General features: G+C 60.0%; 24 protein-coding genes. 3 read left to right on the forward strand and 21 right to left on the reverse strand.

What is annotated here, in order from left to right:
- Window positions 1–20 precede the first annotated feature (20 nt).
- The 9 genes from dgoD to IF199_RS21910 form a co-directional block, all read right to left on the reverse strand.
- Window positions 21–1169: a galactonate dehydratase gene (gene dgoD / locus IF199_RS21870; protein WP_007908327.1), complete on the reverse strand. Its 1149-nt coding sequence runs from the start codon at window positions 1167–1169 to the stop codon at window positions 21–23.
- Window positions 1170–1215: 46 nt separating this feature from the next.
- On the reverse strand, window positions 1216–1836 hold the full coding sequence (locus tag IF199_RS21875; RefSeq protein ID WP_192558685.1) for a 2-dehydro-3-deoxy-6-phosphogalactonate aldolase: 621 nt from the start codon (window positions 1834–1836) through the stop codon (window positions 1216–1218).
- A 19-nt stretch (window positions 1837–1855) separates the two neighbouring features.
- Window positions 1856–2845 carry a 2-dehydro-3-deoxygalactonokinase gene (locus tag IF199_RS21880; protein ID WP_192558686.1) on the reverse strand — a complete coding sequence of 330 codons (990 nt, stop codon included), beginning with the start codon at window positions 2843–2845 and terminating at the stop codon, window positions 1856–1858.
- Window positions 2846–2952: 107 nt separating this feature from the next.
- Window positions 2953–3834: a 3'-5' exonuclease family protein gene (locus IF199_RS21885; protein ID WP_192558687.1), complete on the reverse strand. Its 882-nt coding sequence runs from the start codon at window positions 3832–3834 to the stop codon at window positions 2953–2955.
- A 189-nt stretch (window positions 3835–4023) separates the two neighbouring features.
- A complete protein-coding gene (locus IF199_RS21890) occupies window positions 4024–4539 on the reverse strand; it encodes a hypothetical protein (protein WP_192558688.1) in 516 nt (171 codons plus the stop codon).
- Window positions 4536–5270, reverse strand: coding sequence for an alpha/beta hydrolase family protein (locus IF199_RS21895; protein ID WP_192558689.1), 735 nt, complete (start codon window positions 5268–5270; stop codon window positions 4536–4538). The genes IF199_RS21890 and IF199_RS21895 overlap by 4 nt, the downstream gene beginning before the upstream one ends.
- Window positions 5271–5275: 5 nt before the next feature.
- Window positions 5276–5770: a PAAR domain-containing protein gene (locus IF199_RS21900; protein WP_192558690.1), complete on the reverse strand. Its 495-nt coding sequence runs from the start codon at window positions 5768–5770 to the stop codon at window positions 5276–5278.
- Window positions 5767–6165: a hypothetical protein gene (locus IF199_RS21905; protein WP_192558691.1), complete on the reverse strand. Its 399-nt coding sequence runs from the start codon at window positions 6163–6165 to the stop codon at window positions 5767–5769. The genes IF199_RS21900 and IF199_RS21905 overlap by 4 nt, the downstream gene beginning before the upstream one ends.
- A 158-nt stretch (window positions 6166–6323) precedes the next feature.
- A complete protein-coding gene (locus IF199_RS21910) occupies window positions 6324–6803 on the reverse strand; it encodes a GNAT family N-acetyltransferase (protein ID WP_041475599.1) in 480 nt (159 codons plus the stop codon).
- 111 nt (window positions 6804–6914) lie between these two features.
- Between IF199_RS21910 and IF199_RS21915 the strand changes: the two genes are divergently transcribed.
- From IF199_RS21915 to IF199_RS21925, 3 genes are all read left to right on the forward strand, one after another.
- Window positions 6915–7568, forward strand: a complete 654-nt coding sequence (locus IF199_RS21915) for an HD domain-containing protein (RefSeq protein ID WP_192558692.1) — start codon at window positions 6915–6917, stop codon at window positions 7566–7568.
- Between the two features lie 111 nt (window positions 7569–7679).
- Entirely contained in the window at window positions 7680–8876 is a 1197-nt protein-coding gene (locus IF199_RS21920; protein WP_192558693.1) for an MFS transporter, read from the forward strand.
- A gap of 82 nt (window positions 8877–8958) precedes the next feature.
- Window positions 8959–9288: a hypothetical protein gene (locus IF199_RS21925; protein WP_096820975.1), complete on the forward strand. Its 330-nt coding sequence runs from the start codon at window positions 8959–8961 to the stop codon at window positions 9286–9288.
- Here the strand turns inward: IF199_RS21925 and IF199_RS21930 are convergent.
- The 12 genes from IF199_RS21930 to IF199_RS21985 form a co-directional block, all read right to left on the reverse strand.
- Window positions 9282–10211 (reverse strand): PfkB family carbohydrate kinase, encoded by a 930-nt coding sequence (locus IF199_RS21930; RefSeq protein WP_192558694.1) that lies wholly within the window; start codon window positions 10209–10211, stop codon window positions 9282–9284. The two genes, IF199_RS21925 and IF199_RS21930, sit on opposite strands and share 7 nt — an antisense overlap.
- Window positions 10204–11670, reverse strand: coding sequence for a purine-cytosine permease family protein (locus IF199_RS21935; protein WP_192558695.1), 1467 nt, complete (start codon window positions 11668–11670; stop codon window positions 10204–10206). Before IF199_RS21935 ends, IF199_RS21930 begins: the two co-directional genes overlap by 8 nt.
- 70 nt (window positions 11671–11740) lie before the next feature.
- Complete coding sequence (locus tag IF199_RS21940; RefSeq protein ID WP_192558696.1) at window positions 11741–12739, reverse strand: ADP-ribosylglycohydrolase family protein; 999 nt, start codon at window positions 12737–12739, stop codon at window positions 11741–11743.
- Window positions 12736–13449: a GntR family transcriptional regulator gene (locus tag IF199_RS21945; protein WP_096820971.1), complete on the reverse strand. Its 714-nt coding sequence runs from the start codon at window positions 13447–13449 to the stop codon at window positions 12736–12738. Before IF199_RS21945 ends, IF199_RS21940 begins: the two co-directional genes overlap by 4 nt.
- A 118-nt stretch (window positions 13450–13567) precedes the next feature.
- Complete coding sequence (gene araH / locus IF199_RS21950; protein WP_085697229.1) at window positions 13568–14536, reverse strand: L-arabinose ABC transporter permease AraH; 969 nt, start codon at window positions 14534–14536, stop codon at window positions 13568–13570.
- Between the two features lie 12 nt (window positions 14537–14548).
- Entirely contained in the window at window positions 14549–16090 is a 1542-nt protein-coding gene (gene araG / locus IF199_RS21955) for an L-arabinose ABC transporter ATP-binding protein AraG (protein WP_192558697.1), read from the reverse strand.
- Window positions 16091–16144: 54 nt separating this feature from the next.
- Window positions 16145–17149 (reverse strand): substrate-binding domain-containing protein, encoded by a 1005-nt coding sequence (locus tag IF199_RS21960; protein WP_192558698.1) that lies wholly within the window; start codon window positions 17147–17149, stop codon window positions 16145–16147.
- A gap of 144 nt (window positions 17150–17293) precedes the next feature.
- A complete protein-coding gene (locus tag IF199_RS21965) occupies window positions 17294–18112 on the reverse strand; it encodes an SDR family oxidoreductase (RefSeq protein WP_102622546.1) in 819 nt (272 codons plus the stop codon).
- Window positions 18113–18382: 270 nt separating this feature from the next.
- Complete coding sequence (locus IF199_RS21970; protein WP_192558699.1) at window positions 18383–19258, reverse strand: SMP-30/gluconolactonase/LRE family protein; 876 nt, start codon at window positions 19256–19258, stop codon at window positions 18383–18385.
- A 25-nt stretch (window positions 19259–19283) separates the two neighbouring features.
- The gene (locus tag IF199_RS21975; protein WP_102622544.1) at window positions 19284–20000 is read right to left on the reverse strand and encodes a FadR/GntR family transcriptional regulator; all 717 of its coding nucleotides are present in this window, start codon (window positions 19998–20000) and stop codon (window positions 19284–19286) included.
- A gap of 102 nt (window positions 20001–20102) precedes the next feature.
- On the reverse strand, window positions 20103–20663 hold the full coding sequence (locus tag IF199_RS21980) for a DUF1285 domain-containing protein (protein WP_096820965.1): 561 nt from the start codon (window positions 20661–20663) through the stop codon (window positions 20103–20105).
- Window positions 20664–20678: 15 nt separating this feature from the next.
- Window positions 20679–21284, reverse strand: coding sequence for a DUF4823 domain-containing protein (locus tag IF199_RS21985; RefSeq protein WP_007950810.1), 606 nt, complete (start codon window positions 21282–21284; stop codon window positions 20679–20681).
- Window positions 21285–21288: the final 4 nt, after the last annotated feature.

Below are 21288 nucleotides of genomic sequence, written 5' to 3' on the forward strand. Positions count from 1 at the left end.
AGATGTGCTGAGTCAGCCACTCACCACTCGGCAAAACTGCCATCGGCATGACGCCAGATCGGATTACGCCAGCGGTGGCCGACCGCCGCGCGTTCGATCACGTATTCCTCGTTGATCTCGATCCCCAGGCCCGGGCCGTTGGGGATTTTCACGAAGCCTTTGTCGTAATCGAACACCCTTGGATCCTTCACATAATCGAGCAGGTCATTGCTCTCGTTGTAATGGATGCCCAGGCTCTGTTCCTGGATAAACGCGTTGTAACAAGCGGCGTCCAGTTGCAGACACGCCGCCAGTGCGATCGGCCCCAGCGGGCAGTGCAGTGCCAGCGCCACGTCGTAGGCTTCGGCCATGTTGGCGATCTTGCGGGTCTCGGTGATGCCGCCGGCGTGGGAGGCATCCGGCTGGATAATGTCGACGTAACCTTCGCTCAACACCCGTTTAAAGTCCCACCGCGAAAACAGCCGCTCGCCGAGGGCAATCGGGGTGCTGGTCAACGGTGCGAGTTCTTTCAGTGCTTCGTAGTTTTCGCTGAGCACCGGTTCTTCGATGAACATCAATTTGTACGGGTCGAGTTCCTTCATCAGCACCTTGGCCATGGGTTTGTGCACTCGGCCATGGAAGTCGACGCCGATGCCGACGTTGGGCCCGACCGCATCGCGCACTGCCGCGACATTGGCCAGCGCCAGATCGACTTTCTCGAAGGTATCGAGGAATTGCAGTTCCTCGGTGCCGTTCATTTTCACCGCGGTAAAACCGCGACTCACCGCCTCTTTCGCGGCCCGCGCGGTGTCTGCCGGACGGTCGCCGCCGATCCACGAATACACGCGGATCTTGTCCCGAACCTGACCACCAAGCAGATCACTGACCGACACGCCGAGCGCCTTGCCCTTGATGTCCCACAACGCCTGATCGATGCCGGCCAGTGCGCTCATGTGGATCGCGCCGCCCCGATAGAAGCCGCCGCGATACAGCACGGTCCAGATGTCTTCGATGTTGCGTGGGTCTTTGCCGATCAGGTAGTCGGACAATTCCTCGACCGCTGCGGCAACAGTATGGGCGCGTCCCTCGACCACGGGCTCGCCCCAACCGGTCACGCCCTCGTCGGTTTCGACTTTCAGGAAGCACCAGCGCGGCGGGACGATGAAGGTGGTCAGTTTGGTGATTTTCATCTTTTTGTCTCTCTTATAGATGCAGCGCACGCAGCGCCAAAAAGTCTTAGCGAAGGGCTTTCCAGGCCGTCACGTAGGCCTTGGCATTGGCTGCCACTTGTTCAGTCGTCATGCCCGGTTTGAACAGCCCGGAACCGAGGCCGAAGCCTTTGACGCCGGCATCGATGAACACCTGCATGTTGTCCGGTGTAATACCACCGACCGGCGCCAGAATCGTCCCGACGGGCAACACCGCCAACCACGCTTTCACCACTGCCGGCCCCATCTGCTCGGCCGGGAACAGCTTGAGAATGTCCGCGCCCTCCTCCAGCGCCGCAAAGGCTTCGGTCGGCGTGGCAACACCCGGCGACAGATACAGCCCCGCCGCTTTCGCCGCCCGCAACACCTTGGCATCGCTGTGGGGCATGACGATGACCTGGCCGCCGGCCTCCTTCACCAGTTCGACCTGTTCCGGGGTCAGCACCGTGCCGGCACCGATCAGGCAATCAGCGGGCAGGGTCTTGCGCAGGATGCGAATGCTTTCGTACGGCGCGGGGGAATTGAGCGGTACTTCGATGACGCGAAATCCGGCCGCATACAGGACTTCTCCGACAGCGGCGGCTTCCTGCGGATGCAGGCCGCGCAGGATCGCGATCAGACCGTTTTGCGCCAGTGCTTGCTTGAGCATGTCAGGCCTCCAGTCAGGGTTAACGGGATGAGGAATCGATCAGTCCGGCGGCAAGCGCCAATTGCCACAGCCCACGCTCGGTGGCCTGCTCGGCCAGGGTCACCCGGGCGAAACCACAGGCGTCGAGCGCACGGCTGTAGCGGGCGCACAACTGCGCGTTGCCGATGAGGATGATCGAAGGAAGATGTGCGCTGTTGCGACGGCGCCGTTGCACGGTGGCCAACGCTGTCAGCTCGTGGCCGATCAGCAGACCGGACAGATAGTCCGGTTGCGCGGTGGTGCTGAGTTCACCGGTCAGGCCCAGGCTGCGGGCGCTGAACAGGGTCGACAGCACGCCGATCTCGCCTTCCGACGACAACGCCACCTGCACGCCGCGATCAAACGCCTCGGCATCGAACGTCGCGCTGTGCTGTTGGGTACGGCCGAGAATGCTGTGTTCGCTGAGCACGGCGAACACCTCGCCGGTCATGAAGGTGTCGAAACGGGTGATGCAGCCGTCGGCCACTTCCACCCATTTCGAATGACTGCCCGGCAGGCCGATCAACAGATCATTGCCCGCCTCGACCGGCAGACTCTGCAGGACGCCGAGTACCTGGGTTTCTTCGCCGCGCATCACGTTCGGCAGCGTCGAGCGCTGAATCACACCCGGCACGATGTGCACATCGACACCGCGAAGACTGCGAACGGTTTGCAGGGATTTTCCAAGATCGGCGACGTTGGCCGGCGTATCGCGGTAGGACGCTTCGCGCCAACCCTGAGCGCTGCCGACCATGCCGCAGGCAATCACCGGCAAGTCGGGTTGCGCATCGAGCCAGTCGCCGCACGCCTCATCGAATGCCAACTCAAAACCGTCGGCGCATTCGCGACCGTTGATGACCCGCGGCGTCTTCGGCAACTGCATGATCCCGAACGACAGCGACCGCTGCGCCAGCACCTGCCCGCCCGCCGCGAGTTTGTAAGCACGTAGGGAGGTCGTTCCCCAATCGAGCGCGATCAATTGCGCCAGCATCGCTTCACCTGTTTTGTTATTGGCAGTGAGTGAGCTGGACTATAGACCTCTCAAGTGGAAAATCTCAATATGTAATTTTACATCCCATATTGTGGGATATACCAATTCTACATCGTCATGGCTTCCAGCCCTTCGTCAAACAGGAAAAGCTTGAAATTTTCAGGGTAATTCGAACCAAAGACATGTGTATCGCCCAGAGCATCACTCAGCCCCTCTTCTTCCCTTCCATCCGGACGTTTGATGATGTAGCGCACGTTCGGTTGGGGTTTTCGCGTCTGGGCATCGACAATTCGGAATTTGCCATTCAGCGGTGCGAACGAACTTAATAACCCACTGTAAGGCAGGCCACTGCACACGCCGCCATGAACGATGGTGTCTCCTGCGTGGTAGCGTCTCTCCGTAATGCAAATCTGCTCAAACTGCAGCCATGACAGCGGCCGAAGTTCTGGCGGCAATATTACATACTCCGGCGCTGTAATTACTTTTTCAACCTCAGCAATGATCCGAGAGGTGGGAACATACATAACCTTCGAATAATAAGCGTTATAAAAAGTAGCCGTTATTGTTGCCTGACACGGAATATAGTCCTGCTTGCCCAACAACGACAACAACACCTCCTTTCTGATTGTTCTGGAACTACTACCCTGATCAACATCCTCTTCAAACCTGAACCACACATCAAACTCATAACGTCGATCACCCTCCACAATACGAACGTCGTTGACGACCCCATCACCGTAAAGACGAATTTTGTGAAGTATGGAAAAATCAACATCACCATCCAGCGAGCACTTCAACCAAGTGCCGACCTGCTCATTGATACCATGCGCCTTGTATAAATTGACCAAATCCCTGTCAGACCTGAAACGAAAATTATAATACCCGCCCTTGTATTCAATCGATGTAAATTCAATCCGTGGCGCTGGCACATGCAACTGCATACATGAAGAACACAACACAAACAACGCAACCAACATCAATCGATACATCACAACCCCAAAAACCCGACCATACAATAATTAAAAACCACCATTACTCAGAGCAAACTCCTAACCCACGGCTCGAATAATACTTTCAACCGGAACGTACATAACATTAGAATAATAGGCACCCATCATTCTGGAATAAAACGATCGGTAGCACGAAGCTGAAACTTCAACTTCGTAGTGATCACCTGCCTATTGAATGACACGCACGAGGTCATTTGCCGGAATCAACATCGGCTTCGAATAATGCCCTCCGAACGAATAAGCCGAAGTGAATACTCTGCAGGAGACCGTATTTCGTTCTCTTAATGCCGCCAACAACTCACTTGCGGTCATAAAAACATTCGATACGCCCTCATCCTCTTTCTTTAATGCGGACAATGTAGACACATAAATATGACTCAGGCCGGATTCAGAGCCATCAACCTCAACAAGATCGCCCACCAGATATTGAGTCAGTCGATCAAAATCCTCGAACTCAACTTCCTTATCCAGAGAACAATACAAGGTCTCACCCAACTGGCTTTCCCCCGTTGCATTCTGGAAAAAATTTAATACATCTGTTTTCGATCCAAATTTGATATTCAGCCTTGAACGATCTTCCCTACCACTGGCAGAGATAAAATCGAGCTTAATGGCAGGAAGAACCGGCCGCTCAGCGCAAGAACAGCACAACAGAAGCATGAACACAGCAAACAAACGTTTCATTTCGAAGTTCCCAGATACTGAGTCAAGCGTTCATACACAATATCGCACGCAGATTTACCACCTTGAAGTATTGATCCAAACATCACGCCCGCCTGACGGTGATTGGCATCGACTGCTTCATTGATATCAGGGCCGGAGGTCATGACCCAGCGTTCTCCCATGCTTGCGACAGTATCGGAGGAGTCTGTCACCTTGGGTGCCGCCAATATATTAATCCAATAATCAGCCACGGGCTTTGGTGTTGTGAAATATATATCCGACATCATCCAGACACCTGTACCACCACCCACAGGATCAAGCGTCACCAACACTTTTACTGTATAACCACGTTCTTTCAAAATCGAAGTCAAATGGGCACCATTCCAACCGCCCAGACTGTGACCAACAATCACAATATATACCGACTTATCACCCTTAAGCGGACGAATCACATATTTTTCAATATCCTTATCGCCACGAACATCCTTATAACTCACATAGGGAAGGTTAACCTCGCTCGTTTGATCAGGAGCAATACGTTTCTCCAACTGCTTCCAAGCATTTAGCACATTACGATGAGGGGGCTGATTTTGATAGTACTCTTCCTTATCGCCTGCACCACCGATAAAAAAAACAGCGACTTTTTTAACTTTAACAGCAGCTTGTTTGACAGTTTGATCCGTCTTGCAGGTCAAATCATGGCCAGCAACTTCGGTTTTGCAATCTTTGAGCGCGGGATTTTCGACTTCCATTTCGGTCACTCTACAAACAGTTTGATTTTTTCGGGTAAATGGGAGCTGACCATATGGGTGAAGCCTTGCTCGTCGGTAATGCCGTGCTCAATGCGTCCATCACCTCGCTGAATCGCATAGGGATGATCGGGGATAGGCTCTCCCGTGGCTTCATTGATCACCTGCATCCGATCATTGAAATGCACCGGCATCGGCAACAACCCACTAAACGCTGCCCCTCCGCCACTCTGTCCAATAATCACCGTCCCGGACCCACCGACCACAACATTGCCGTGCCCGCCGGTGCTGTCGAGCATCGCGGCGTTCAGGCCGTTGATGAATACGGTGGCGGAAACGCCGCCGGTAATCGGGCTGCCGCACGCCGATTTATCGGTCATGCGCGCAGCGGGGAGCCCGTCGAAGAACACGTCCGGCGAGCCGGAGACGATCGGGTTGTTGCCGTGACCTGGCATTGGGCAGGCGGTTGGGTCGGTGACGCGTGCAGCGGGTTTACCACTCAATTCAAAGCTCCTTGCTTCAGAGGTTCCGGGTGAGGCTGATAAAGGTCGACATCGGTCGCGGCGAAGCGCCAGCGGTGGTCGACGGAATCAAACAGCGCGTGACAATGCTCGCGGCTGTTCGGGGGGGTGAGGGTTTGCAGTTGTTGCCAGGCTTCGTCGGCAAACCAGTTCGACTCGGCAACTGTGGCGTCGTCGAGCTGATTGAGCCAGGTGTTGTAGCCCGCACTGCGCGCCATCAGCTCGGCATCGAGGCGCGAGACAAACGCACGGATGGCTTTGCCACCGAGGCGGTTGACGGTGCAGAGAGTGTCCACCGGTTGGCGGTGCAGGTTATCGGAGGAACCGAGGTTTCTGACCAGACCGTACAGGCGGATCGACGCCCGTAGTCCGCTCAACGCCGGTCACTCGTTGACGCAGCGAGGGCTCCACGGGCGTGGAGAAAGAGTGCCAGAGGCATTGCAGGTGTCGTCCGTGAGCGCGCAAAAATGGCGCGTAGAATGCCGGACTAGAGCGGTGATAACAATCGAATCAGCATCGGATTGCCATCACTCCCTCAGCCCTCGGCAAATTCGCGCAATACCTTGCCGTCCATGCGATAGCGCACCCACTCCTCCTGTGGCTGGGCGCCGAGGGATTTGTAGAACTCGATGGCCGGAGTGTTCCAGTCCAGCACGCTCCATTCGAAGCGGCCGCAGTCGTTGGCGCAGGCGATTTTTGCGAGGTGGCGCAGCAACGTTTTACCGGCGCCGCCGCCCCGTTGTTCCGGGGTGATGTAGAGGTCTTCGAGGTACAGGCAGTTGCTGCCCAGCCAGGTCGAATAGCTGAAGAAGAACACCGCAAAACCGATCGGCAGACCATCGCGCAGGCAGATCAGGCCGTGGGCGGTGGCGCCTTCGCTGAACAGGCTGCGCTCGATGTCGGCGACGCTGGCGATGACTTCGTGACGGGCCTTTTCGAAGTCTGCAAGTTCAGTGATGAACGCGAGGATTTGCGGTGCATCGCTGGGGGTCGCCGGGCGGATTTCGATCGTCATGGACGGGCCTTGTCGGAAAAAGGAAAACGCCATACTAAGGCGGCGCGCGGCGCTCGTCACATGGCAATCCACAGATTAGGCTAGCGCCGCCGAACACTCGAAAGGACGCCCATGAAAAACTTCGCTTTCTCGCCCCTCACGGAACTCGCCGCTGAACTGCTGCCCCACGCCCTGGAACCGTCGGAGGACGGCGCTCATGACCTGTCGCACCTGCAACGGGTCTGGCACAACGCGCGCACCTTGCAGGCCGAGGAAGGCGGCGATCTTGAAGTCCTTCTGGCAGCGGTGCTGCTGCACGATTGTGTGGCCGTGGAAAAGAACTCGCCACTGCGTTCACAGGCATCGCGCCTGGCGGCGGAAAAAGCATCAAAGGTGCTGGCAAACCTGAACTGGCCCGATGAAAAAATCAGTGCAGTGATCCACGCCATCGAAGCCCACAGTTTCTCCGCCAACATCACACCGACGACCCTCGAAGCCCGACTGATGCAGGACGCCGACCGTCTCGACTCCCTCGGCATGCTCGGCGTCGCCCGCACCTTCTACATCGCCGGGCGCATGGGCAGTGCGCTATACGACCCGCAGGATCCCGAGGCTCGGGAAAGGGACTACGACGACAAGCGATTCTGCCTCGATCATTTCCAGACCAAACTGCTGCACCTCGCCGACGGTTTCCAGACCGTTGCCGGTCAACGTCTGGCGCAAATCCGTCATCAACGCCTGAAGGGTTTCATGGAGCAATTCAAGGAAGAGATCGGCGTCGTCTGAAGGCGTTACTCCGGTCATTCACGATCCTGAGTTCGCCAAGCTCAGACCTAAGCCTCGGGCCTGACGTGTTAGATAGATGACGCTCAATTTTTCCGGTCAAGGAACCGCGTCATGCCTCAAGCAACACCCCAGGTCTCGGGCAAACTGTTCGGCCTGTTCTGCCTCGCCAGTTATCTGTTGTCGCTATCCTACGGCGCGACGTTTCTGCTCTCGCTGCTGATCGGTTCTCGCGGTGGCAACGAGCACGATGCCGGCAGCGTGATCAGTGCGGCGATGCTCAGCACATTCGTTGCGGTGCTGGTGTCCGGGCACCTGTCCGACTGGCTGGGCGCGGCGCGTTCGATTGCGCTGTTCGGGCTGTTGCTGGTGGCGGCGAGTCTGGGGTTTGCGATGACGCCGGGGTTCGGCCATTGGCTGCTGTTTTTCGGATTGCTGCTTGGTTTGGGCTGGGGCGTGTTCTACACGCTGGGGCCGATCATCGTCGCCAGTCTGGTGAGCCCGGCGCAGCGGGCAAAATACTTTGCGCTGCTGTCCGGCAGCATGATGACCGGGATCGGCAGCGGCCCGTTGCTCGGGCGTGCAGCGAGTGCGCTGGGCTTGCCGGTGACGTCGGCGTTCTATCTGGCAGCCGGGGCGAGCCTGATCGGCGTGCTGCTGTTCTGGCGTCTCGGCACCCGCCTGAAAAGTACACAAGCCCCGTCAGCCGCAAAAATCACTTGGCTCGCGACGACCCAGGTACTCGGCTCAAGCGCGGCGTTTCCGATCATCATGGTCGGCCTCGGCGGTTGCGTGTTCGGTGGACTGTCGAGTTTCCAGACCACCTATGCCGCCGCCCGCTCGCTGGATTATTCGCTGTTCTTTCTGGGCTTCATGAGCGCTGCGATCAGCAGCCGGATGTTGATCGCAGGCTATGTGGTCAAGCGTGATCCGCTGCGGGCGTCGTGTCTGCTTTCAGGGTTGATGCTGGGCTCGATCGTGCTGTTCGCGTTCGGCGTCCAGAACGGGTTTAGCTATCTGCTGGCGGCGGTGATGCTCGGTGTCGGATACGGCCTCACCTACTCGGTGATCAATGGACTCGCCGCCAACGAAGCACCGGCCGGCACCACGTCGCAGGCGTTGCTGCTGTTTAGTCTGGCGTACTTCATCGGTGTATTCGGCTTCCCGCTGCTGGCCGGGAAAATCATTGTCGAGCACGGCATGGCGACGCTGTTGCTGACCGTTCTGGCGGTGGCGGCGTTGAACTGGTCGATCACCCTCGGCCGTTTGCTTTGGCGCCGAATGTCAGTAGAAAGCGCACTGACGAACTGAACCGTTCGTCATTCAATCGGCACCTATGCCACACGAGGGCAGACCAAGATCAGGTACGGATTCCAATCACTGGAGACACACCATGATCTCGTCAAGGTTGACTGCTTTCGTGTTTGCCACCCTGCTCTGCCCCGTGGCGTTCGCCGCGACCGCCACCGGCACTGGCCCCACCGATCCGGTCGAGCGCCCGAAGGCCCCGGCCATCCAGAGTGCCCCCGGCATGAACACCGATGGCTCGGGCGTCGAGAACGCCCTGCCGCCCGCCACCGGCACTGACCCACGCACCCAAGGCAATGATCCAGGGCGTCAGGGCGGCACTCAGGGTAATCCCGTTCCGCCGGACAATTCCGGCTCCGGTATGGGCTCGAAAACCACTACCGGTGGTTCGGGTTCAGAAGGTGCCGGTCAGTAGGCGGAAGATTCGCGGATCAGCGCATCGACTTCGGCTGTGCCCGGTGCAGTCGCCGGCCCCCAACGGGTCACGGCCAACGCTGCTGCAGCATTGGCGCGCCTCGCGGCTTCATCAGCCGCCAGACCTTGCGCCAGGCCGGCAACGAACACGCCGGCATGGGCATCGCCCGCGCCGTTGCTGTCCACCGCCTGCACCTTGAAACCCGGCACATGCCGGCGTTCGCCGTGCTGATGAATCCAGCAACCCTGCGGCCCGTCGCGCACCACCATCAGCACACCCTGCGGCAGGTGCACGGCCAACCGGTCCAGCGCGGTTTCGATGTCCGTCGCGCCAGTGAAACGCAAGGCTTCGACACTGTTGCTGGTCCACACATCGATGCGCGGCAGCAGCGCCTGCATCATCGGAGAGTCCGGCGATTCCACCAGCGGGCCCGGATCGAACACCACGTTGATCGTCTTCGGCAACGCCAGCGTCCAGTCCAGCAACGCCTGGGCCTTGCCGCTGTGCAGCAGGCTGTAGCCGCTGACGTAGACATAGTCGCCCGCCTCGGCTGCAACGCTGTTCAGCTCCGCCGCCGTCACTTCACCTTCGGCGCCGATGTAGGAAATGAAACTGCGCTCGGCCGACGCATCGGTCAGCGCCACGCAGATGCCGGTGTCGCGCTCTGCAGGTTGTTCGATGCCGATACGGATGCCTTCAACGTTCATCGCCTGCCGTGCCAGATCACCGAATCGACCGTTGCCGTGGCGACCGAGATAGACCACCGGCAAGCCGTTACGCACGGCGGCGGCCATCACATTGAAACCGCCGCCGGCTTCGAAACTGGCGGATTGCGCCAGCACATCGCCGCCGATTTGCGGCAGCGCCTCCACGGCCATGACCAGGTCGATGATGACCTGGCCGGTGTGCAACATCTTAGGCATGAGCGTTCTCGACTTGCGCGGCGCGGCGGTCTTTCGCCCCGCCGAGTACGAAGTACAGGCCTCCGGCGACCACAAACGTCACGATCCAGCCGAGGCCGTTGTGGCCCAGCCATGAGTCGGACAGGAAGCCCTTGAACCAGACATTTTCGGCGGTCGTACCGATGGTGGTGAAACTGAAACCCAGCACGATGGCAATCGCCCACGCACCGAATGCGCGCCACTCGATGCCGCCGCTGTACCAGTAGGCGCTGCTCGGGCTGACGTCGAGCAGGTCTTTCGGGCTGTAGTAGTGACGGTGAATCAGGTCGACCACGAAGATCCCGACCCACGCGGTGATCGGCACCGCCAGCAGGGAAATAAAGGTAATGAACGGGCCGTAGAAACTGTCGGCAATCAGCATGAAGTAGATCGAACCGGCGAAGATCGCGACGATGTCGACCACCACCGCGTACACGCGCCTGACCTTCAGGCCGAGGGTCAGCGTGGTCAGACCGGCGGAGTACACCGACAGGTTGTTCGATAACAGCAAGCCACCGAATGCGGTAATCAGGTACGGCACCGCCATCCAGGTCGGCAGCATGTCGCGGATCGCCACGATCGGGTCGGTCGCCGATGCCAGATCGTTGTTGCCCACCGACAGCAGGCCACCGAGGGTGATCAGCAACACCAGCGGAATCCCCGCACCGAACGCTGCCGAAGCGACCAGGCGCACGGCTTTGACGCTGCGATGCTGATAGCGCGACATGTCGGCCCCGGCATTCGCCCAGCCGATCCCGGTGCCGGCCGCCATGGTGCCGATACCGATGATCATCGCACTCATTGGCGCCGGGGTGGCGTTGAACACCGCGCTCCAGTCGATGGTCGCGCAGAGGAAGCCACCGACCAGAATGTTCAGCGCGCCGAACACGTAGGTCGCCCACTTCTGGATCACCAGCAACGTGGCGTGGCCGAGGCCGGACACCGACAGGGTCAGCAGCACGAAAATCGCGATGAAGACCAGGGTCAACACCGGCGCGCTTTTGGCTTCTACCGGCGAGCCGAACAGGATCGAGCACAACGACAACAGCACGAACGCAGCGGTAGTGGTGTTGACGGTTTCCCAGCCCAGGCGCGACATCAGCGACACCAGCGTCGGGCCGATATTGCCGCGCACACCGAAGATCGCCCGCGACAAAGTCAGGCTCGGCGCACGACCGCGACGGCCGGCAATCGAGATGATCCCCACCACCGCAAACGAACCGGCGGCACCGAGGATCGCAACGATGATCGCCTGCCAGATTGCCAGGCCGCGAAACGCAACCAGCGTGGCGCCCAGCGGCAGGCCGAGGATGGAAATATTGGCAGCAAACCAGACCCAGAACAGTTGCAGCGGATGGCCGTTGCACTCGCCTTCCGGCACCGGCTCGATGCCACGGGTTTCCAGTTGCCCGGCGCTTTGCCCGGCGTTCGATGAACTCATGAGAGATGCTCCTGTTGCCATTGTTGTGGTTGTCGGCAAGACAGATGGTTGACGTGTGGCGGGCGGCGTTTCAGCGCAGCGCGAGGAGTCCTTTCACCAACGGTTCCAGCTCCAGATCATTGACGGTTTTGACGGTTTCAATCATCGCCGCCGGCCAGCTCTGAAGACCCAGGCAGGCCCCGAGCATGGCGCCGAGAATCGCCGCGATGGTGTCGGTGTCGCCACCGAGGCTCGCGGCCATGCACAGCGCGTCGAACGGCGTCACTTCACCGACCGCGACTTGCTGCGCGAGGGCGAACGACACCACCACCGATTCCTGCGAGGCCACCGATGTACCGATCACGTCGTACAGCAGATCCGCGAGCAGCACCGGGTCGCTTTCAACGCTGATGCTGCGCGCCCAACTGATCCGCGACGCGATGCGCCCACCGGCCACCCAGTGCCCGTGCGCTTCCGCTTGCTGGGCGATCTGCTGGCCGAGGTTCAGCGCCTCGCCCAGATCCAGGCCGTTGATGCCGGCCGAAACCACCGCCGCCACCGCTGCCGCGCTGGAAATCCCCAGCGTGGTGTTGTGAGTGACCTGACACGCCTGCACCACCGCCGCGATAAAACGCTCGGGGTCGGCGACATCGGCGGCGATTCCCACCGGGGTGATGCGCATCGCCGCGCCGTTGGTGGTGCCGTAGCGCCCGGCCTCTTCCGGCGAATGGCCGGCGAGGATCATTTCGATCGCACGTTTGGTCGACGGACCGAGCAAGTCCTGCGAGCCCTTGGCCTGCATCTCGGCTTCCCATTCGATCAGCCGTTGCGCGAGTACCGCCGGCTCGATCCGGCCCTTGCCTTCGACCAGCAACTCGCCCACCAGAATCGCCTGTTCGGTGTCATCGGTGATCGAGCCTTTGGGCATGTTCGCGGCAATCGGTTGCAAGGGGCCGGCGTCTTGCAGGTCGGTGATCTGGCCGAAGCGCTGCTTGATCGTTTCGCGGTTCAGGGATTGGGTCGGCATACCCAGCGCGTCGCCAAGCGCCAGGCCATAAAACGCGCCCAGGGCACGGTCGAGGGCGGTCATTTCGATTCTCCAAATTGCAGGTGCAGACGAAAATGCACCGGATCAAGCAGGCTTTCGACCAGTTCCATGAAGCGGTTCTGCCGGTCGTAGGTGGTGCGCAGTGCCTTGAGGAACACCGTGCCTTCCGGACGGCCGAGCAGCTCGGCATCGACAGCGTTGAGCGGTTCGGCGCCGATCCACTGATCGCCGCGCTCGCCGATGTAGCCGTAGGCCGCCAGGGTGACAGTCAGCGAATTGTCGATCAGGCCGACACGCGGCAGGCTTTCCAGGCCTCCGGTGGCGGGCATCAATGAGCGTTCGAGGGACACCAGCGTGCCGTCATTGGAACGGCGACGACGGTCGAGGGTGATGAATTGGTCGGTGCCGAAGCGAGGCAGCAGGTCGGGCCGGGTCACGGCTTCCAGGCGCAGCACTTCGGTGTTGATGAACGCCCCGCTGTCGGCCAGGGCCTGGGCCCAGCCGCTGCGCTGATCGAGCACCACACCGTCGAACGTGACGATGGAACCGACCCCGCTTTGCGTGGCGATGTAATTGCGCCGTTTCAGTTCGGCCAGCGCTTCGCGCAACGTGCCACGGCTGACGTTGAATTCCTGAGCCAACTGATGCTCGCCGGGCAACAGAAAGCCGTCCTCCATGAGGCCGCTTTCGATGCGTCGGACGAGCTCGTCGACCACCCGTTGTTTCTTGTCAAATCGTACCTGTCTAATCATGTACAAAGTGATAACCGAAACGGGTTGGGACGGGCAAGGTAATTTTTGGGGAAGGTGACAAAAGGCGTAGTACTGGAGACACCCTCTCCCAAAGGAGAGGGTCAGCAGAATATTGATCTCAGCGCTGTTTCAGACGGTCGATCACAACAGCCAACAGCAAAATCGAACCTCGAATCACATACTGATAAAACGTGTCGATATTCTTCAGGTTCATCGCATTCTCGATAATCGCCAGAATCAACACCCCGGCAATCACATGCCGAATCATCCCGATCCCGCCACTCAGCGACACACCACCCAGCACGCAAGCCGAAATCACCGTCAGCTCAAAACCCTGCCCGATCATCGGTTGCCCGGACGTCATCCGCGACGCCAGAATCACCCCCGCCAGCGCACCGATCACTCCATGCACGGCGAAGATGATGATCTTCGTGCGATCGACATTCACCCCCGCCAGCAACGCCGCTTCCTGGTTGCCGCCGATGGCCATGGTGTTGCGCCCGTAGGTCGTGTAGTTCAGCAACCAGCCGAAAAACAGGAAGCAGACAATGGTGATCAGGATCGGCACCGGCACGCCGAACAACTGACCGTTGCCGAACACGAAGAACGATTCCTGCGATACGCCCACCGCTTTGCCGTTGGCAAAAATGTAGGCTAGGCCACGGACGATCTGCATGGTCGCCAGCGTCGTGATCAACGCATTGACCCGCAACTTGGCGATCACGATGCCGTTGATCAACCCGACGATCAGGCCCATCACCAGCGCGGCGCTGACGCCGAGAAACACGCTGTTGGTATCGCGCATCACCACCGCCGCAACCACCCCGGCGCAGGCAATCACCGAACCCACCGACAAGTCGAAATGCCCCGACGCCAGGCAATACAACATGGTGCACGCGGCGATACCGGTGGTGGAAATCGCCAGGCCCAGGCCACGCATGTTCAGCGGCGAGAGGAAGTTGTCGATCAGCAAGGTGCAGGCGAGGAAGATCCCGACCGCCGCCAGCAACATCACCCAGTCATCGAGGAAGCGCCGCATATCCAGCGGTTTGCGCGCGGTCGGCAGGGTTTCGTTTTGGGTTGTCATCATAGTCACCTCTCAGTTCGCCACGCCGTCAGCGCGGTGGCGCGGCAAAGCCAGTTGCAGCAGGTTGGATTCGTTGGCCTGGTCGCGGCTGACTTCGCCACGCAGGGCGCCCTCGCACAGCACCAGAATGCGGTCGGAAATGCCCATCACTTCCATCAGATCACTGGACACCACGATCACCGAAATGCCGTCGGCGGCCAGGTTATGGATGATCTGGTAGATCTCGGCCTTGGCGCCGATGTCGATGCCCCGGGTCGGCTCGTCGAGCAGCAGGACTTTCATCGGCATCGACAGCCAGCGGCCGAGAATCGCCTTCTGCTGGTTGCCGCCGGAGAGGAACTTGATCTGTTGCCCGGCGTGGGGCGTTTTCACTTTCAGGGCCTTGATCTGTTTGTCGGCGTTGCCCTTTTCCCAGATCCCGCGCAGCAGGCAACCGAGCCCTGAGTTCGCGCCGCGGGCACTGATGTTGATGTTCTCGGCGACGCTGGCGAGCGGGATGATGCCTTCCTTCTTGCGATCCTCCGGGCACAGCAGGATCCCGGCGGCAATCGCATCGCGGGGCGAACGCAGCTTCAGTTCATGGCCGCGCAATTCCAGGCGCCCGGCGGTGTTGCGTTCCAGGCCGCTGAGCAACCGGAACAGCTCGGTGCGCCCTGCCCCGACCAGTCCGAACAGGCCAAGGATTTCGCCTTTGTGCGCATCGAAACTGATCGGCTCACGCAGGCCCGGGCCGAGCAATCCATCGACTCTCAGCGCCACCGCACCGCGCGGGCGACCGCGATAATCGTAGATGTCCTGAATGTCGCGCCCGACCATGCAAGTCACCAGTTGATCGTGGGTCAACTGACTCATGTCCTCGAAGGTACGTACGTAGCGACCGTCCTTGAACACCGTGACCGCGTCGCAGATGCGGAACACTTCTTCCATGCGATGGGAGACGTAGAGCACCACTTTGCCCTCGTCGCGCAGCCGGCCGATGATCGCCATCAACCGGTCGATTTCCCGAGCCGAGAGGCTGCTGGTCGGTTCATCGAAGGCAATCACATGGGCGCCACGGGACAACGCCTTGGCGATTTCCACCAGTTGCCGCTGGCCGAGGGACAGGCGCCCGACCTTGGTCTGCGGATCGATTTCATCGGCCAGACCTTTGAGACAAGCCAAGGCTTGCTGACGCAGCGCACCGCGATTGATCAGACCGAAACTGGCCGGCAGGTGGCCGAGGAACAGGTTCTCGGCCACGGTCATTTCCGGCACCAGGTGCAACTCCTGGTGAATCACCGCCACGCCGCTGCCGATGCTGTCGGCGGTGGACTTGAAGGCCATCGTCCGTTCGCCGATCTGCAGCTGGCCGCTGCTGGGAATGTAGGCGCCACCGAGGATTTTCAGCAGCGTCGATTTGCCGGCGCCGTTCTCGCCCATCAAGGCGTGCACCTGCCCGGGATAGGCGACGAAGCTGATGCCGTCCAGCGCCTTCACCCCGGGGAAGGTCTTGCCGATCCCGTTGAAGCGCAGACTGCCGGCACTGTGTTGTTGTGTTTGTACTTGCGCGTGCATTTAAGCCACCTCTTCACACCGATGACAGCCCGGTTGCCCGGGCCGCCGCTGCCGTCAGTTCCACAGGCCGATCTTTTCCAGCTCTTGCTTGAAGTTCTCGCGGGTGATCAGGGTGACGTCGTCCATCGCGGTGTACTTCGGCGGTTCTTTGCCGGTGGTGACCCACTCGTACATCATGCTGGCGGTGTTGTAGCCCTCGATGTGCGGGCTCGGCAGCATCGAACCGTAGAAGCCGCTGTTGGGCTTTTTCAGCTCGCCGATCGCGTCGGTGCCGTTGATGCCGATGCCGATCACGTTGGCGGCGGCAAACCCGGCGGCTTCGGTGGCGCGCACGCCGCCGAGCACGGTGTTGTCGTTCATGCCGCCGATGATCAGGTTCTTCGCCGCGCCCGGCAGCTTGACCAGCGCCGAGTTGGTGGCGTCCATGCTGCCCGGTACGTCGAGGGTTTTCAGGGCGGCGGTCAGGATGTGCCCTTTCGGCAGGCCGGCATCTTCAAGCGCTTTCATCGAGCCGTCGGTGCGCTTCTTGCCGGTGTCGAGTTCGTTGTAGGTGTTCACAACGGCGTAGGTGTCTTTCCAGTCCCAGTTACGCTTTTTCGCTTCGGCGGCCATGGCGGCGCCCTGCTTCTGGCCGACTTCGAACGCGGCCATGCCGAGGTACGGCACCTCTTCCATGAACTTGCCGTTGGCGTCGACGAAACGGTCGTCCACGGCAATCACTTTCAGGTCATTGAGTTTGGCCTTGGCCATGATTGCAGGGCCGAGGGACACGTCCGGCGGGCAAATCACGAAGCCCTTGGCACCGTTGGCCGCGAGGCTGTCGATGGCCGAGAGGGTTTTCTCGCCGTCCGGCACGGCGATCTTGATCAGCTCGAAGCCTTTGTCCTTGGCCGCTTTTTCTGCGAAGGCCCATTCGGTCTGGAACCACGGCTCTTCGGCCTGCTTGACCAGAAAACCGATCTTCACCGGATCGGCGGCCAGCAGCGAACCGCTCAGGCTGAACGCAGTGGCCGCCAGCGCGGCACTGCACAGGGTACGAATCCCGAAACGACGTTTCATAAGCAGACTCCTTGTTATTTTTCTTGAGCGTTATTTGAAAAGCGTTGAAGCGGTCGAAGCATGTTTCTGTCAATCATCAGGACAATAGTCATATCGTATGATGATTGGATTTCAGGCGGACCTTGCCACCTGGAATCCGGTTTTTCAGTCGTGGTACATCACCGAGCGACCACCATCGATGGTGATGCACGAGGCGTTGATGAACGGCGCTTCGTCGCTGGCCAGGAACACGGCCGTCATCGCCACTTCGATCGGTTGGCCGATGCGTTTGGGCGGATGCAGGTCAAAGGCGCGCTGGCGTTCAGCGTGCGGGTCGGCGAAGCCGTTCCAGTAATCGACGTTGAGCTGGGTTTCGATGTAGCCCGGGGCGATGGCGTTGACGCGAATACCCTTCGGCGCGTACTCGATGCCCAGCGCGCGGGTCAGCCCGAGCAGGCCATGTTTGGCCACCGGGTACGGGAAGCAGCCGGGAATGATGTTCGTGGAATGGGTCGAGGCAATGTTGATGATGCTGCCGATGCCTTGCTCGATCATCTGCGGCAACACGGCCTTGCAGCCATACCAGGCGCCGTCGAGGTCGATGGCAAAGCAGCGGCGCCAGTCTTCTTCGGTCATTTCCAGCGGATCGCGGAACACGTTGACGCCGGCGCAATTGACCAGCACGTCGATACGACCGTGCAGCTCGATGGCCAGTTTGGCCATGGCGTGCAGATCCTGCTGACGCGAGACGTCGGCCTTGATCGCTTGCACATCGGCGCCCTGCTCGCGCCAGTGCGCAGCGACCTTCTCGACCTTTTCAGCCTGGATATCGCTGATCACCAGTTTCGCCTGCTGCGAGGCGAAAGTCGCGACGATCGCTTCGCCGATGCCTTGGGCGGCGCCGGTCAGCAACACAACCTTGTTTTTCAGGCGCTCGCCTTTCGGTGGCTCGGGTACCGGTGGCAGGGACAGAGGTTCAGCCATGAATCAGGACTCCTGTTGGAAAGCATAAAAAAACCGGGCATCTGACGATGTCCGGTCTGGAAGGCTTCTGGAACACAACAGGCGAGCGCCGCTGACGGCATCGGGCCGTTGCGGGACGCTGACTCCGCTGGGGAGTGCGATAGAGATTCGCTGCATCACTTCACCTGTTTTGTTCTTTTTAAGTGTGAGTGCGTGTTACTGCTGGAGCCGACTATAAACCCGACCGCCAAATAATCTCAATATATAATTTTGCATCCCATATTTTGGGATTTAACTGGCGAATCGAGTACAGAGCTTTCCTGCGACGTCCACTCGTAGCGACAGCACGGCGCCGTCCAGCGGGTGGTTCAGCGGACTTTTGGCGCTGGTGATGTACAGGGTTTTCAGGTCGGCGCCGCCGAATACGCAACTGGTCGGGCGGCTGATCGGCAGGTCGATCTTGCGGTCGACCTGGCCATCCGGTGTCAGGCGCAGCAGGCAGCTGCCGTCCCAGCGGGCGTTCCAGATGTAGCCTTCGGCGTCCATCGCCGAACCGTCCGGGCCACCGTTCTGATCGGCGCCGTACCAAGACCGGGCCGTGTCGAGGTTGCCGTCGGTGTGGATGAAATAGCGATACAACGTGCCGTCGAGGCTGTCGCCGAACAACAGCGTGGTGCCGTCGTCACTCCAGAGCAGCGTGTTGGGAATCCCCAGGCCACGCAGCAACGGCGTGACTCGTTTATCCGGATCAATCCGGAACAGCCCGCCGGAACGGCGCGTGATCGGCAGATCCTCGCCCTGCTCGCCGATGTTGTTTTGCATGGTGCCGAGCCACAAGCGGCCCTGACCATCACAACGCGCTTCGTTAGCGCGGTTGCCCGGTTGCGGATCGGCGACGCAGAACAGCGTCAGTCGCGGCTCAAGTCCGGGGGACTCGAGATCCAGCCGGTAGACGCCGCTGCTCAGGGTCACCAGCGCGTCGCCGCTGGCGCAGGGAATGAACGCCGAGACGTGTTCCGGCATCTGCCAGATCTGCACGTTCTGCCCGATCAGGCGCAGCGCCTGCTTGCCGGCGATGTCGACCCAGTACAGCGCCTGGGTCGGTGCGTCCCAGAACGGGCCTTCGCCCAGTTGCGCCCGATGCTCTGTCACCGCAGTCCACGTCATGCAACCTCCTGTCTTGTTGTTTTTGTCAGCTGGCTTTTTTGTCGGCCATCACCTGCGGGTAGAACCGCTTGATGGCCAGGTCGGCATTGTCGATCAGGGTCATGCAGGCCCATACCCCGCGCGCGGCATCCCGAGCGGCGATGGCGTCGGCCATGTCTTTATGGATGGGCAGTGTGCGGCGTAATTCGTCGGGGTCTGCCGCGGACACTTCGAAGGACACGGCGAGCAGCGCGCCGAGGGCCGGCACCATTTGCTCGATGAATTGATTGTGGCTGGCGGCCAGAATGCACTCGTGGAAGAACTGGTCGGCACGGTTGTAATCGATACCGCTGTCCACCGCCTTCTCCAGGGCGTTGTAGGCCTGCTGCACGGCTTGCACCTGTTCGACGGTTGCCCGCTCGCAGGCCCAGCGCACCGCCATCGGTTCGATGGTGCGGCGCAGGTCGAGCAGGTCATCGACGAAGTTTTCCGGCAGGCCGCTGCGCGACAGCCAACCCACGACTTGCGGGTCGAACAGGTTCCAGCGCTTGATCGGCAACACCCGCGTGCCGACTTTCGGCCCGACTTCGAGCATGCCTTTGGCGACGAGGGTCTTGATGGCTTCGCGGATCACGGTGCGGCTGACGCCGAGCTGTTCGCCCAGATCGGCCTCGACTTTGATCGCCTGCCCCGGTTTTACCTGGCCGGCGGCAATCCAGGCGCCCAGCCAGTCAACCGTTGATGCGTGAAAACTGCTCGACATGGATACCCCGAAGCCGTTCGCTGTGGTTGCCCAAGCTAATCATCATACGATTGAGAGTCAACGACAAAAAACCGCAGCCTGCTTTCACAGACTGCGGTTTTTTTACGGTTCGAGGCCGATGCGAAAGAACTCGCCGCCACTCCAGACGCCGAGCCAGCGCTGGCCATCGATTTCTCGGCTGACCGCCAGTTCGACCAATTGGTAGAACACGTTACGGTGGATCAGCGCTTCGAGATTGGTGCGTACATGCACGTAGGGCGCAGGTTCTTGCGTCGTCGGATCGATCTCGACCCGGATCGGATGCTCCGGGCCGGCCTCGGTGGTTTCATCGACATTGGTGGTAAAGCGCAGCAGTTGCGCCTCACCCTCGCCTTCCACCTCGACGGCAATCGCCACGAATGGCGCATCGTCGACCTTGATCCCGACTTTCTCCACCGGAGTAATCAGGAAATAATCATCGCCATCGCGGCGGATGATGGTGGAGAACAGCTTGACCATCGGCTTGCGCCCGATCGGCGTGCCCAGGTAATACCAGGTGCCGTCGCGGGCGATGCGCATGTCAATGTCGCCGCAGAAATCCGGGTTCCACAAGTGCACCGGCGGCAAGCCTTTGGTTTTGGGGATTTGTCCCAACAGGTCATTGGCTTTTTGCGGGCCACTCATGGCGTACTCCTTGAATTACTGGTCCCCGACGCCCAGCAAGCTGCGCGCGTATTGCGCCAGCGGTGGGCCGATCAGGTCTTCGGGCTTGTTGTCGTGGAACGTCAGTAAACCGCCACGACTCTTGATCCGTGCAGTATCAATCAAATACTGGGTGCTGGTCTCGATCAACATGATCTGAATCACGCCGCCGTCGATACCGAGGCGATCCACGGCTTCCTGATCGAGCCATTCATCGGAGTTGCCGATGCGGTCGTCAGCCTTGGCGAAACGGGTGTACAGCAGGTAGTGAGCACCGGCATCACGGGCTTCGCCCATCGCCTGGTCGAGGCCTTCCGGCGCGCGGGCGCGGCGGACCATCGGGAAGTATTCGACGAAGCCTTTGAAGGCCTCTTCGGCCACTACGTTGGGACGCGGGTACGAACCACCCGGTGGCGCGAACGAGCCTTGCGCGATGTAGATGAACGAATCCGGCTGAATGCGGAAATTGTTTACGCGGCGGCTGTCGCTGTGATCCAGCAGACCTGCGTCGCTCATCTGGTAGCGAGTCCCTTCGGCCATGTCACTGACAGTCATACAGCCGCCCAGCGCCAAAACGGCCAGCAGCAAAACCAGGCTACGCATCCTA

Source organism: Pseudomonas allokribbensis, assembly GCF_014863605.1.
GTDB classification, from domain to species: domain Bacteria; phylum Pseudomonadota; class Gammaproteobacteria; order Pseudomonadales; family Pseudomonadaceae; genus Aquipseudomonas; species Aquipseudomonas allokribbensis.